The 13,074-nt window shown below is 41.8% G+C and carries 13 protein-coding genes (1 of these 13 only partly in view); 2 read left to right on the top strand and 11 right to left on the bottom strand.

The genetic code is table 11. The annotated features are described in order from the left end of the window. The 5 genes from ACZ5XR_RS00760 to ACZ5XR_RS00740 form a co-directional block, all read right to left on the bottom strand. Positions 1 to 677: the 5' portion of a VOC family protein gene (locus ACZ5XR_RS00760; protein WP_464499843.1), read on the bottom strand. It extends 139 nt beyond the left edge of the window; only the first 677 of its 816 coding nucleotides appear in the window; it begins with the start codon at positions 675 to 677; the stop codon falls past the left edge of the window. Positions 678 to 716: 39 nt separating this feature from the next. Next, positions 717 to 1,094 carry a DUF2500 domain-containing protein gene (locus tag ACZ5XR_RS00755; RefSeq protein ID WP_464499842.1) on the bottom strand — a complete coding sequence of 126 codons (378 nt, stop codon included), beginning with the start codon at positions 1,092 to 1,094 and terminating at the stop codon, positions 717 to 719. Between the two features lie 191 nt (positions 1,095 to 1,285). After that, positions 1,286 to 2,128, bottom strand: coding sequence for a hypothetical protein (locus ACZ5XR_RS00750; RefSeq protein WP_464499841.1), 843 nt, complete (start codon positions 2,126 to 2,128; stop codon positions 1,286 to 1,288). Positions 2,129 to 2,403: 275 nt separating this feature from the next. Continuing rightward, complete coding sequence (locus ACZ5XR_RS00745) at positions 2,404 to 3,756, bottom strand: sensor histidine kinase (RefSeq protein ID WP_464499840.1); 1,353 nt, start codon at positions 3,754 to 3,756, stop codon at positions 2,404 to 2,406. Then, positions 3,753 to 4,445 carry a response regulator transcription factor gene (locus ACZ5XR_RS00740; protein WP_464499839.1) on the bottom strand — a complete coding sequence of 231 codons (693 nt, stop codon included), beginning with the start codon at positions 4,443 to 4,445 and terminating at the stop codon, positions 3,753 to 3,755. The genes ACZ5XR_RS00745 and ACZ5XR_RS00740 overlap by 4 nt, the downstream gene beginning before the upstream one ends. 197 nt (positions 4,446 to 4,642) lie before the next feature. Between ACZ5XR_RS00740 and ACZ5XR_RS00735 the strand changes: the two genes are divergently transcribed. Continuing rightward, complete coding sequence (locus tag ACZ5XR_RS00735) at positions 4,643 to 4,870, top strand: SHOCT domain-containing protein (RefSeq protein ID WP_464499838.1); 228 nt, start codon at positions 4,643 to 4,645, stop codon at positions 4,868 to 4,870. A 56-nt stretch (positions 4,871 to 4,926) separates the two neighbouring features. Here the strand turns inward: ACZ5XR_RS00735 and ACZ5XR_RS00730 are convergent, their stop codons facing one another. The 6 genes from ACZ5XR_RS00730 to ACZ5XR_RS00705 all read right to left on the bottom strand — a co-directional run bounded on the left by ACZ5XR_RS00730 (position 4,927) and on the right by ACZ5XR_RS00705 (position 12,443). Then, positions 4,927 to 5,232, bottom strand: a complete 306-nt coding sequence (locus ACZ5XR_RS00730; protein WP_464499837.1) for an ArsR/SmtB family transcription factor — start codon at positions 5,230 to 5,232, stop codon at positions 4,927 to 4,929. 29 nt (positions 5,233 to 5,261) lie between these two features. Then, positions 5,262 to 6,026, bottom strand: coding sequence for an SDR family NAD(P)-dependent oxidoreductase (locus tag ACZ5XR_RS00725; protein WP_464499836.1), 765 nt, complete (start codon positions 6,024 to 6,026; stop codon positions 5,262 to 5,264). A 117-nt stretch (positions 6,027 to 6,143) separates the two neighbouring features. Then, positions 6,144 to 7,565, bottom strand: coding sequence for an aldehyde dehydrogenase family protein (locus ACZ5XR_RS00720; RefSeq protein ID WP_464499835.1), 1,422 nt, complete (start codon positions 7,563 to 7,565; stop codon positions 6,144 to 6,146). A gap of 8 nt (positions 7,566 to 7,573) precedes the next feature. Then, positions 7,574 to 8,917 (bottom strand): 4-aminobutyrate--2-oxoglutarate transaminase, encoded by a 1,344-nt coding sequence (gene gabT, locus ACZ5XR_RS00715; protein WP_464499834.1) that lies wholly within the window; start codon positions 8,915 to 8,917, stop codon positions 7,574 to 7,576. Positions 8,918 to 9,427: 510 nt separating this feature from the next. Then, a complete protein-coding gene (locus tag ACZ5XR_RS00710; protein WP_464499833.1) occupies positions 9,428 to 11,143 on the bottom strand; it encodes a sigma-54 interaction domain-containing protein in 1,716 nt (571 codons plus the stop codon). Positions 11,144 to 11,267: 124 nt separating this feature from the next. Next, entirely contained in the window at positions 11,268 to 12,443 is a 1,176-nt protein-coding gene (locus ACZ5XR_RS00705) for a M20 family metallopeptidase (protein ID WP_464499832.1), read from the bottom strand. Positions 12,444 to 12,610: 167 nt separating this feature from the next. Between ACZ5XR_RS00705 and ACZ5XR_RS00700 the strand changes: the two genes are divergently transcribed. Next, entirely contained in the window at positions 12,611 to 13,051 is a 441-nt protein-coding gene (locus tag ACZ5XR_RS00700; RefSeq protein ID WP_464499831.1) for an SRPBCC family protein, read from the top strand. Positions 13,052 to 13,074 lie beyond the last annotated feature (23 nt).

Here is a 13,074-nt window from a genome sequence, read left to right as displayed (position 1 = left end):
AACAGCAGCTTTGTGCCATACAAATCTAATTTTCCACATCGAGCATTGAGACTTTTATCGATGAATTCCTCACTCTGCTTTAGATCAAGAAGGTTCCCCCAGGTTGAAATCACTTGCTCAAGGTTATGAACAACGAATCCAACACTCTCAAATTTTGCATTTCCCGAAATGTGTGAACCTGTCACCCTTTGCTCCTCTAACTCTCGAAGTCTTTCCTCATCCGACTTTTCCCATTGGATAAAAAATGGAAGCGGCATTTCTTCAGGTTTGTTTTCAGGAAACAGCAACGACCATTTAATAACTTCGCCATCGTCACGAACTCTTTCACCGGATAGAGGGCCATAAACAGGAAATCCTTCTTTTTTTAGTTTTACAGCTAATTCTTCAATTCGATCGGTCCGAACAGCTATTCTTGCAGGACCTTCCTGATTTTCTATAGCGAGCCGTTTAACAATATGAGTAATCAGTCGGTTATCTTCTTGTTTCTCGGCAATTGATACATTTTCAATTCCTAAAAATTCAATATAGCTTAAGTCAAAATAAGTTAATGTATTATAGGTTCCCCAAAACTCATGACGTCCGCCTTTTACCGCATGAATTCCTCTTTGTTTTAGGGGAGAAATCGCTTCCTCCGGCCTTTTAAAAAACCAGACTAAGTGATCAAAAGAAAATTGCATATCATTACTCCTCAATTTAGATAGGGTTTCAAACCCGCCTTATGATTCTATCTTATATACTATCCTATTAAAACCAAGATACCGCGTTCCCTGAAACTGAAGCTTTCCTTTGTCTCCTTCAACAAGCATTCCATAATCGGAATCTTTAACCTCTAACTCCAACCTGTCTCCGCCTTCGACCTCGAACGTAACAAAATAGTCGTTGTACGCACGGGTTTCTCCCCCGCCCCGGATTGCTGTTCTTTTTGCCACAACCTTCGCCATTACATATAATTTGGGTGAATGGTTATTTTTATTCCTTTGTGATACGCCTTTGATGATGGACAGTATGATCGTTCCTATAACAAGGACAAAAATGATTCCGATAAAAATTATAATACCCTGAAAGATAAAATCCCCCGGCAGTGAATCAAACATTTTTTTCCCCCCCACTGTATCTCTTTTCCTTATTTTAGCATTTATGTACATTTCTAACTACAAGAAAATGCTATGAGTCTCTATGCATACTTTTCTACAATGAAAAAAAGAACCCCTCAGCAGTGGGTTCCTCAAGTCCATCTTAATAAAATGATGGTTTCACTTCGTGCGTTGCGGAATGAAGTTTGCATTTATTTCTCTATTTTTATTACAAATGGGAACGCTCTTACTTTTCCATTTTGTTTAAACTCAGCCCAGATTTTATAAATACCAGGTTGTTCAAACTCTGTCTCAAATACCGGCTCATCATTGTTTACCGGATGAACATGGAGATATGTCTTACCAAATTCATCGAGGATTACTACATGACCTATTGCGCCTAAATAAGGGGTCAAATTCGTTTGGTCCAGATTAAATGACAGTGTTACCGGCTTCCCCGCCTTAAACGTATTAACATTTAATTTTACGGTTTCTCCTTCTATCCTTTTGCTTAAAACAGCGTCTGGAGTCAGTTCATAACCGTGTTCAGAAGATGTGGGATGACCAACAACAAATGGAACAGGCTCTACCATGTAAGCTTCATTTTTCGGTTTAATATCAATGTACGCTTTATAAAAACCATCCGGAAGATCATTGCTAATGGTGAATTCACCTTTGCCTGTTTTTTTCGGATGAAGGTGATAATACTTTTGCATGTGATCATCCACAATGATGAAATGCATCAATTTCTCATGATTTACTTCAAGATCATCAATTGGATTACCGGTCTTATCCTTTAAGAATATTATAATTTGTTTCTCATCATTCTCTACATAAGTATTTACTTCACTATCATGAGCAGCGCCGCTTTCATGCATATGGCTCATTCCACTCTCGACCTGATTAACGTGGTTTGCATTCTTCTCCATTTGATTGCTGTTCATGTCCATCCTGGCGGAAGAGCTTTTATTTCCTGAACTCCATTTATCATATAACTGAAATCCACCAAATACGACAGCAACATATAGAACACCTGCGATGATCCATTTGTTCATATATGACCCTCCTTAAATGTAGAATTTGTTGTAATTATTTAAGTGTATCTGTTGCAACCTTTATCTTCTGATACTCTCTTTTTAAGTTTATTCTTTATATCTTTCGTTATGCCATACCCATGTACCGTATGTATATAACTTATATTACCATTTTTAATTCATTTCAACCAGCAAAAGTTATTGCAATTCCACATTAATGCTATAAACTTTCTCAAAGAAAAAAACGTGCCAAACATGGGCACGTTTTTTTGCTTGGGGGTCAGTCCCCCACACCATTACCGCTTTAAAGCACCGGGGGACTGACCCCCAATCCACCCCGTTAGGACGGCTCCGCCTTCCGGGGCATTTGTGGCGGTTAGGTCTCCGTGGTGGGCTTTGAATATGCGGCTGGCGATGGTGAGTCCGAGGCCGGCTCCGCCGGTTGCCCGGTTTCTGGATGTTTCTCCACGGTATAGCGGCTCGAATACATGATGCAGTTCTTCCGGTAAGAACCCCGGACCTGTATCCCCCACAGAGATCAGCGTTTTTTCAGATTCTATATACCAATGGACAAAAATTCTGCCTCCATGTGGTGTGTGTCTCAACGCATTATCTAGCAGATTGTTCAGGGCTCTCTCCAATAAATGCGCATCCCCTACAACCTCGCATTCATATGTCGGGGACTCCATTTCAATGGAAACAGATTTATCCTCCGCCAATGGCCTAAGGCTATCGATTGATCTTTGGATAATGAGCCCCAAATCCACTTTTTCGCTCCTCGGCGTCAGTTCCATATATTCCAATTTCGCAAAATCAAACAAATCGGATACAAGCCGATCGAGCTGATTGGATTTTTCTTTACACACCTTTACATACTTGGCCATTTTTTCAGGCGTATCAGCGATTCCCTGCTCCAGTCCGTCCAGGTATCCCCTTAAAGCAAACAATGGTGTTCGAAGGTCGTGAGCAATCGCCCCAATGAAAAACCGCCTTTCCTCCTCGAGCTCGGCTTGTTTTTGAAAGGCCTCACGCAGGCCGGCCACCATGACCTCAAAGCCGGATCGCACTTCAGCTATTTCCGTCACCCGGGACACCGGCAAATGTAGATCAAGATCCCCTTCCGCAATCCTTCTCGCTGTTCCACTCATTGCTTCAAGCGGCTTTACCACCGATCTGCGCATGTGGAAACCAACAGTGAATATAGCAAAAATCAAGGCTGTGAATGCAAACAGACCGGCCACCGCATCATTTTCCCATTTTGCAAAAAGCTTCACTGTCCCAATTACCCGGCCATTTTCTACTACCATGACTTGCTGATTGGACATCCAGGGATTTCGCCGCGAATTACCAGCCTTAAAGATTGTCTGATTCGTTGGCGAAAGGATAACAGCGTCCATTTTTACTTGGGATAGCTGCTTCCGCACCTGATGTTGCCAGACAGGATTCGCCCATTCGCCCGAATGTTTAACGATCACGGTCATGGTTTCATTCAACTTTGACTGATTTACCTGCTGCATCGGTCCAACCCCATACCCATTAGGAAATGGGCTCGAGTTGCTAAAATGGATCACAAGAAAAATAAACCATGGAAAGATGACAACTGAAATCATGCCAAAAACCATAAATTTGCGGATTCGTAGTGTTCTCATCCAGGTATCCCCTCAAAGCGATACCCCACTCCCCATACGTTTACGATGTATTGCGGATTATTGGCGTCCTCTTCAATTTTTTCGCGAATGCGGGAGACATGAACTCGCACCGTATGTTTGTCACCCACGCCGCTCCAAAAGGTTTCTAGTAAATGTTCATAGGTAAACACTTGGCGCGGATGCTCAGCCAGCAGCCGCAGCAGCTCAAATTCCCTCGGGGTAAACGAAATTTCCTGCTCGTCAACCCTTACTTCCCTGGCTGTTATATCCAATTCCAGTCTTCCGTATTTCAAAGTCATTACCCTGTTGCCTTGCTGGCCGCTGTACCTGCGCAAAACCGCCCTTACTCGGGCTACAACCTCGGCAGGGGAAGCCGTTTTGACAATATAATCATCACCCCCAAGTCCAAGTCCGCGGATTTTATTTACATCATCATCACGGGCACTAAGAAAAAGAATCGGCACATCGTTCGAAGTTCTTATCGTACGGCACAGATCAAATCCCGATTGTCCCGGCATCATGATATCAAGGATGATGCAATCAATCGGTGCACTCTTTAACACCGCTAACGCCGCGCTTGCATCATTAGCAGTTTCTACATTAAATCCATCATTCTCCAAAAAGTCCCTCATCAAATCGACGATACTTGGATCATCATCAACAACTAAAATAGTTTGTAGCTGTTTCACATTAAGCCTCCTAAAAAACCGGCATATACACGAATTTAGCTTCAGTTTACCATAATGAAACAAAAGCAAGATTTTTGTTGCGAAACTGTGATGGGTTGTTGATACTTTCGTGACTTTTTGCACCTTAGTTTGAGATATTTGCCGGTTATGATAATGGCGTAGTAAGAAAAAAGGATAATGACAAGGAGGATACACATATGTGGTACGGTTATCATGGAGGACCATGGTGTTTTGGATTTTTATTTTTATTTTTCTTTTTAGTTTTCGCCTTTTTTATTTTTCGAGGATTTATGTTTCGGAGGAGAGGATTCTATTACCATCATGGCTGGTCTGACGAGGCAGAGAACATCCTCAGAAAAAGACTCGCAAGCGGCGAAATTACAGAGGAAGAATACCAGAAATTAAAAGATGCTCTAAAAAAATAAAGACTGTTTAAAGGAACTGTATAACATAAACGAAGCCCGCCAGGAGGCGGGCTTTTTTATAGGCTGCATTCACTCTCAACAATGTCAATTAGGTCCTTTAACTGTTTAACACTTTGGTTCAATGAAAGCGAATAATAACGCTGTGTCCCCTTTTGTTCTATTTTTACAAGTTGATTATCACGCATGATTTTTAAATGATGGGATATCGCCGGTCTTGAAAGATTGGATTGCTCGGCAATTTCATTTACACTTAATGCGCCATGTTGTGCCAGCAAAAGAATAATGTCCTGCCTCGCCGGATCACTTAACGCGTTAAATAATGGAATACATGACCTAAATACATCAATTGCTTGTTGTGCCATATCGTACACTCTCCTTTGTTACAGAGCGATTACTTTTCTCCTGCCACATACTTGGCGACTTTTGCTGCGAGGCTTCTTGGCATAAACTTCGCACCAAGCGCGCCAGCTTTATTAAATCCTCCCGTTACAATGACGCGCTTCCCTTTCATCAGTGCCTCATATCCACTTTTGGCCACTCGGTCAGAAGGCATCGCCTGGCTGAACATTTTCGTGCCCTCTACATTGGCAACAGCGCCAAAGTTCGTTTTCGTTGGACCTGGGCAAAGAGTTGTAACGGTGACCGAGCTGCCGCTTAATTCCTCTACAAGCGCTTCTGAAAATGAAAGAACAAAAGCCTTCGTTGCATAGTAAACAGCCATTTGCGGTCCTGGCTGGAATGCTGCCGTACTGGCTACATTTAAAATTCTGCCGAGATTCCTTTGTTTCATTTTTTGCAAAAAGTAATATGTTAACTCTGTCAGTGCGGTTACATTTAATTGAATCATATTTGATTGTTTTTGAATATCCAGCACATCAAAATTCCCCATTAATCCGTATCCGGCATTATTAACCAGCACATCGATCGAGATTCCGAGCCTTTCCACTTCTTCAAATACTTCTTTCGAGGCACCAGGGGCACTTAAATCCTTGGGGATGACCGTTACATCAAGAGTTCTGTAAGATTGCTTGATTTCCTCCAGTTTTTTCGTATTTCTAGCAACTAAAACTAGATTATATCCATCATTGGCAAACAGCTTTACAAACTCTAATCCTAAACCGCTTGTAGCACCCGTTATCAGAACAGTTGACTTCATTTTTTATGTACCTCCATATGTTTAAATGTTTAAGTGTTTAAACATATAATAATTAAAATCCTAATCGAAGTCAACTCACAAAAATAAAAGACCGGTTTCCCGGCCTTTATTTTCAAACTATTTTTTAAAGCTGATTAATTTCATTTCGGTCATTTCTTCGATGGCATATTTAATTCCTTCACGGCCGATTCCGCTTTCCTTCACACCGCCGTATGGCATATGATCGACACGGAAAGTTGGAATATCATTGATCATCACGCCGCCTACCTCAAGCTCTTCAGCAGCATTCAATGCTTTAAATATATCATTGGTATAAATCCCTGCTTGAAGACCAAATCTTGAATCATTGACATACTCAATCGCTTCTTCGACAGAAGAAACTTTGTTAATGAGAACGATTGGCGCAAAGACCTCTTGACAGGAGACCTTCTGAAGAGGATCAACATTTAACAGAACGGTTGGCTCCACAATATTTCCGTCACGATTTCCTCCTGTTGCCACAACAGCACCAGATTCCCTTGCTTCCGCAATCCATGAAAGGGCTCTTTCAACATCTTTTGGATTAATTAAAGCAGAAACATCTGTAGAAGGATCAAGCGGGTTTCCTAGCTTTAATGTCTTTGTTTGCGCAACGAATTTTTCGACGAACTCCTCATAAAGGTCTGCATGGACGTAGGCTCTTTGCAAAGAAATACAAACCTGGCCGGCAAACGAGAAGGCACCGGTAACAGTTCGTGGAATAATCGAATCAACATCCACACCCTTATCAACGATTAACGCTGAATTCGAGCCAAGCTCAAGAGTCACTTTCTTTAAGCCGGCTTTATTGCGGAGGCCGATTCCAACGGCAGGGCTGCCTGTAAAAGTGATCGCCTTCACTCGGTCATCCTGAATCAGGCGGTCGCCCACGATACTTCCACTTCCGGTAACCACATTCAATGCTCCTTCAGGTAATCCGGCTTCCTGTAATAGCTCTGCCAAGAATAATGAAGTTAACGGGGTTTGCGATGCCGGCTTTAGGACAATCGTATTACCAGACGCAATTGCAGGACCCACCTTGTGTGCTACCAAATTCATCGGAAAGTTAAATGGGGTGATGGCAGCAATTACTCCTATCGGCTGGCGAATCGTAAACGAAATACGTCCTTCTCCGCCCGGAGCCGCATCCATCGGGATGGTTTCTCCGTGAATCCGCCTTGCCTCTTCTGCCGCAAATTTATAAGTCATAATCGTTCTGGCTACTTCAGCCTTTGCTGTTGTCCAAGGCTTCGCTGCTTCAAGGGCCAGCAAGCGGACACACTCTTCTTCATTCTTTGTTAATAAATCTACCAACTTTTCTAAAATGGTTGCCCGTTGATGTGCCGGCATTTTGGCCATTACTTTTTTTGCCTTCTCCGCTGCAGCGATTGCCTGGTCTACATCTTGAGCATCTGCAAAGGCGATTTCCGCCAGCAGCTCATTATTATAAGGACTGTATAATGGACGGTATTCCTTTGCTTCCTGCCATTTTCCATTTATGAATAGATGTTTTTTCATCATCAAACCTCCTAAACTAGTTTTCTCAGAACGGATTCGATTACATCAAGCGCCTCATTTAATTGATCATCCGTAATTACGAGCGGTGAAAGGAATCTTAAAATATTGCCGTACAATCCAGCGTTTAGTACAATGACTCCCAGTTTATGGCATTCAGCAACGATTTTTCCGGTTAACTCCTTATCCGGCTCTTTCGTTACAGGGTCTTTGACAAATTCAACAGCACACATCGCCCCTAAGCCGCGAACATCGCCTATTACATCATATGTTTCTTTTAAGCTGTTGAATCTCGATAAGATTTTTTCACCAATCACGTTTGCACGATCTAGTAACTGATCTTCTTCAATTGTTTCAATGACCTTTAAGGCAGCCACACATCCGAGCGGACTTCCGCCATAGGTTCCGCCGATTTCACCAGGTGCCGCCGCATCCATAATTTCCGCACGGCCTGTTACGGCACTGATTGGTAATCCGGCTGCAATGGATTTTGACATGGTCATAATATCAGGAACAACATCAAAGTGCTCAATGGCAAATAATTTTCCAGTGCGCCCGAAGCCCGTTTGGATTTCATCCGCAATAAAAAGAATTCCATGCTTTTCGCAAATTTGCTTGATTCCTTGAACAAAGGTCTTAGATGGAATCACAAATCCGCCTTCACCTTGGACAGGTTCTAGGATGATGGCTGCAATTTCTTCAGCAGGAACTTCAGACAAGAAAAAGTCTTCAAGCTGGGCTAAGAGATTTTGGTCAAGTTCTTCCGGTGTTACACCAAAAGGTGCACGATAGTAATATGGATAGCGTGTCTTATAAGTATCTGGTGCAAACGGGCCAAACCCAAACTTATAAGGCTTCACTTTGCTTGTTAAGGACATGGATAATAAAGTTCTGCCGTGGAAGGCTCTGTCAAAAGAGATAATCCCTTTTCTGCCGGTATATTTTCTGGCAATTTTCACCGCATTTTCAACAGCCTCTGCACCGCTGTTTAAGAAAAAGGTCTTTTTCGCATGGGATCCAGGTGTGATTTGATTTAATTTTTCAGCTAGCTCGATGTATGGCTCATACATCATGACGTTAAAGCCAGGATGGATATATTGTTGAATTTGTTTTGTTAAAGCTTCTACGACCTTTGGCGGGCAATGACCCGTATTTTGTGTACCAATTGCTCCTGCCAAGTCAATGAATACATTCCCATCGACATCTTCTAAGATGGCTCCGTTTCCTTTTACGGCAAAGGATTGTACATTATTTGATACTCCTCTAGGGACATTATTTGCTCTTCTTTCTAATAGATCGGATGCTTTTGGTCCCGGGATGGCTGTTTTTAATTCGATCGATTTCGTAGTCGTTGTCATGTCATTAACCCCTTTTAGTTTTTCAAAATGATTACTTACCATAATTAATGCAATTTTCATGCCAACACGTGAAGCCTCTGTTTTTAACAGTCTATTAAAATGTATTATTCAAAAATGAATAAACGTTCCTTGTTTCATTAAGAAGTTGTATAAAATTATTGTACTATTCTATTAATCGCAATTATTTATACCACCTTGTTTGATAAAACAAATGGTTCATTCAATTATGAATAACAATTATTCAATATTGAATGAACCATTTGTTAGAAAAAGTTCCTGATAAACTTGGAAGTTGGTTTCCGCTACGGGCGCTCGCTTTCCGCGGGGAGCTCCGGGAGCCTCCGCGGCGCTCTAGGCGCCTGCGGGGTCTCCCGTGACCTCTCCATCCCGCAGGAGTCGAGCGCCCTCCGCTCCAATCAACAGGTGTAAAAAATCAACATTCTCCTTTAACACTGCCTCAAAAAAAGGATGGAGCTTGTTTACTCAATCCTTTTAATCATTCTTATTTAACTATTTATTAATCTGATGCTTCAATTTGTTATAAAGCCTGCTAATGGTCGGCTGGCTTACTTCTAATACTTCTGCCACCTTTGTTAAGGTTTTGTATTTCAATAAAGCTAATTGGAGGAGCTGCTTTTCTGTATCCTGGACGGCATGCTGCAACGGGATAATCGAATGCACCTCGACAGGAGCCTGGCTTTTCTTGCGATCGTCCAATATTTTCACCAGATCGTTGGCCGTAATCATTTGACCTGCTGACGTGACCATGGCTCTTTCGGTGACATTCTGTAATTGCCGGATGTTCCCCGGCCACTTAAACGATTTCAGCATCTCCAATGCATCTTCAGAAAAATACTTTTTGGAAGTAAATCTTTCATTATAATAATCAAGGAAGTGGTAAACAATCGGCTCAATATCTTCGACTCTTTCACGCAAAGGTGGAATAAATAACGGGATCACATGGATCCTGTAATATAGATCCTCCCGAAACGTCCCTTTTGCCACCATTTCTTCTAAATTTTTATTGGTTGCGGTAATGATGCGAATATTAATTGGAATGGCTTTTGACCCGCCAATTTTCATAATTTCTCGTTCTTGAATGGCCCGTAACAGTTTTACTTGCAGATTGAGCGGTAATTCACCAATCTCGTCCAGAAAAAGCGTTCCCTCATTGGCAAGCTCGAATAATCCTTTTTTTCCTTGAACAAGAGCCCCGGTAAAAGCCCCCTTTTCATAACCGAACAGTTCGCTTTCCAATAGGTTTTCCGGAATAGAACCGCAATTGATCCGAACGAAGGGCTTCTCTGCCCGCGGACTCAGCTGATGGATGGCTTGGGCAATCAATTCTTTACCGACACCAGATTCCCCGTAAATGGTAACCGTCGATTCCACCGTGGCAATCCGTTCCACCTCGAACATTAAATTTTTTATTTGCTCTGATTGATAAATGATCCTTTTCTGACTGCCTTGGACCTTCTTTAAAATATCGACCTCTTTACGGTATTGCTCTTTTAAAGTTTTGGCCTCTTGCAGCTCTTCTTCCAGTTTCTTTTCTGCCGTTATATCCCTTGAGGCAATTACAATCCGTTCTAATTCTTGCTTTCTGTTAAAAATCGGATTTCCGACGGCTAAAATTTTTCTTCCGAATCGATTATGCTGGACAATCGAGACTTTCTTTTTTTCTTCGATTACCTTTCTAGTCACTGATGGCTTAAACCAGCCTTTATCTTCAAGCTCTAAAATATTTTGATCAATCACCGTCTGCGGGTCCACACCCCATAATTGATGGGTGCTTCGATTGGATACTCTGATTATTTTCCCAAGGGAGTCAACCACGAGGACTTCATCGTATATCGAATCCACAATGGCTTCCAAATCGGTTGTAATTGCCCGTAAATCCTCGGAGTAGGCTTCAATTTCAAGCGACTTTCTATCAGTCCAGCCTAGTAAATTTCCTTTTTCATCGACAATAAGGGCATAGGAAAAATCATCATCTAAAATGGAAACGTACTCATTATCCTCCATTATAATGAAATCCAATTGGCAGACCAGCTTTTCCTCTGGCTTATTGACCTGTACTAGTAAATGATCACTATCGCAAATACCAATAAAGCCTTCCTCTTTCTTTACGACCAGCAGTTTGGCATTAGATTGGATCATAGCGTCTAAGGATTCCTGCACCTTACATGATTCATCTAGGATGATAAAGTCTTCATTATAATCCACACGGATTTCTCCCTTACAGTCAGTAAAATCATATTGTTCCCATAATTATTTTACTATTCTATCATAACATGAATCCATAGAAAAAGCCGCTCAGTGAGAGCGACCTTCAAGCTTTCCATTTCCTTTACTGCAAAAATTTAAACGCGGCATGAACAAAGATGTTTACAGCGATTTCTAAAGATTCTTCATCTAAAGTAAAGCTTGGATGGTGATGCGGATGGATAATGCCCTTTTCGGCATTACCAGCTCCCACATAGAAAAAAGCCCCCGGCGCTTTTTGCTGGTATGCAGAGAAATCTTCTCCCCCCATATCCGGCTTGATCCAATCAATCGCTTCCTCGCCAAAGATTTCACAAACAGTTTCTTCAATGACCTTTGTAACCTTTTCATCATTAACAACAGGTCGATATCCAAAATTGTAGGAAAAATCATAGGATGCGCCATGTGCCAGCGTAATTCCCTTTACAATTCGTTCCATTAACCCGGGAATCGTTTCACGAAGCTTTGGATCAAAACTTCGGACTGTCCCGCCTATTTCCACTTGACCTGGAATCACATTATGGGCTGTTCCTCCCATAATTTTCGTAACGGAAACCACCAGATTATCAAGTGGATCCGTGTTCCTTGAAACAATATGTTGAAGGTTTGTAACAACCTGGGTCGCAATTGCAATGGAATCAACGGATTTGTGCGGCTCAGCAGCATGTCCGCCAGCACCATTAATGGTAATATCAAACGTATCCGGAGCTGCCTGCATCTTGCCATAAACAATACCTACTTTGCCGACTTCAATTGGTGACCACACATGTGTTCCGATTACAAAGTCGACACCTTCCATTACACCTGCTTCCATCATTTCCTCGGCTCCCCCTGGAAACAGTTCTTCACCATGCTGAAACAGAAACCGAACTTCACCTTGAATTCGTTCCCGCATTCTTGATAATATCTTTGCTGTCCCAAGTAAGATCGCCGTGTGTCCATCATGCCCGCATGCGTGCATAACACCTGGAGTTTCAGAGGCAAAATCAAATGTATTTTCTTCCTGAATAGGCAGTGCATCCATATCCGCACGAATAGCAAGGACTTTTCCAGGCTGAGAACCGATGAGACGAGCCATCACACTGGTTTTGGTCGGACGGGAAAGCTCTAAATTTCCAAAGGATTGGAGTGTGTCATATACAAACTGGGAGGTTTTTTCCTCTTGAAAGGATAGTTCAGGATGTTGATGAAGATATCTTCTCCATCCAATCACCTCTTTCATTGTCTGTTGTACTTCATCGGTTAAGTTTTTCTGTAGCATCTTTTAAACCTCCATTTTTATACGCAGAGTATTCATAATATTCTTATATAATAATATACTAGTGATTTTCCCATTTCCAGTTATTTTAATAGAGAATGTATATCTGAATAAACAAAATGGGAAATTATAGATATTATTGCGAGAAATATTTCTGGAGGCTTTTCAACATGGTAGATGTATTTACCCAAATTGATATTCAACGTCCTGTAAAAAATGTTTCAGACTATGCCGCTTCGCCTGATCATGCTCCCGAATGGTATGTCAATATTAATTCGGCGGAATGGCAGACGGAAAAACCGTTAACGGTAGGTTCTCGAATTGCGTTTAAAGCTAAATTTTTAGGGAGAGACCTTTCCTATGTATACGAAATTGCGGAATTCCTCCCCGGCCAAAAGCTTGTCATGAGAACGGCAAATGGGCCATTTCCAATGGAAACGACCTATACGTGGGAAGCGATTAACAAGGATGCGACTAGAATGACATTAAGAAATACGGGCAACCCTACAGGATTTTCTAAATTATTTACACCGTTTATGTCCTCCATGATGAAAAGGGCGAATATGAAAGATTTGAAGAAAATCAAAAAGATTTTGGAGAATCAGGGATGATGAGTTTAAGTTTCCTTGCCCTT

This window comes from Neobacillus sp. Fa239, assembly GCF_055395235.1.
The sequence above is the reverse complement of the archived record's forward strand: the minus strand, read 5'-3'. Positions and strand labels throughout refer to the sequence as shown.

What these genes read in the sequence shown, in the direction of transcription:
- ACZ5XR_RS00755 (WP_464499842.1), bottom strand. Translation starts at nt 1,094, where the DNA reads ATGTTTGATTCACTGCCGGGGGATTTTATCTTTCAGGGTATTATAATT.
- ACZ5XR_RS00750 (WP_464499841.1), bottom strand. Translation starts at nt 2,128, where the DNA reads ATGAACAAATGGATCATCGCAGGTGTTCTATATGTTGCTGTCGTATTT.
- ACZ5XR_RS00745 (WP_464499840.1), bottom strand. Translation starts at nt 3,756, where the DNA reads ATGAGAACACTACGAATCCGCAAATTTATGGTTTTTGGCATGATTTCA.
- ACZ5XR_RS00735 (WP_464499838.1), top strand. Translation starts at nt 4,643, where the DNA reads ATGTGGTACGGTTATCATGGAGGACCATGGTGTTTTGGATTTTTATTT.
- ACZ5XR_RS00730 (WP_464499837.1), bottom strand. Translation starts at nt 5,232, where the DNA reads ATGGCACAACAAGCAATTGATGTATTTAGGTCATGTATTCCATTATTT.
- ACZ5XR_RS00725 (WP_464499836.1), bottom strand. Translation starts at nt 6,026, where the DNA reads ATGAAGTCAACTGTTCTGATAACGGGTGCTACAAGCGGTTTAGGATTA.
- ACZ5XR_RS00720 (WP_464499835.1), bottom strand. Translation starts at nt 7,565, where the DNA reads ATGATGAAAAAACATCTATTCATAAATGGAAAATGGCAGGAAGCAAAG.
- gabT (WP_464499834.1), bottom strand. Translation starts at nt 8,917, where the DNA reads ATGACAACGACTACGAAATCGATCGAATTAAAAACAGCCATCCCGGGA.
- ACZ5XR_RS00705 (WP_464499832.1), bottom strand. Translation starts at nt 12,443, where the DNA reads ATGCTACAGAAAAACTTAACCGATGAAGTACAACAGACAATGAAAGAG.
- ACZ5XR_RS00700 (WP_464499831.1), top strand. Translation starts at nt 12,611, where the DNA reads ATGGTAGATGTATTTACCCAAATTGATATTCAACGTCCTGTAAAAAAT.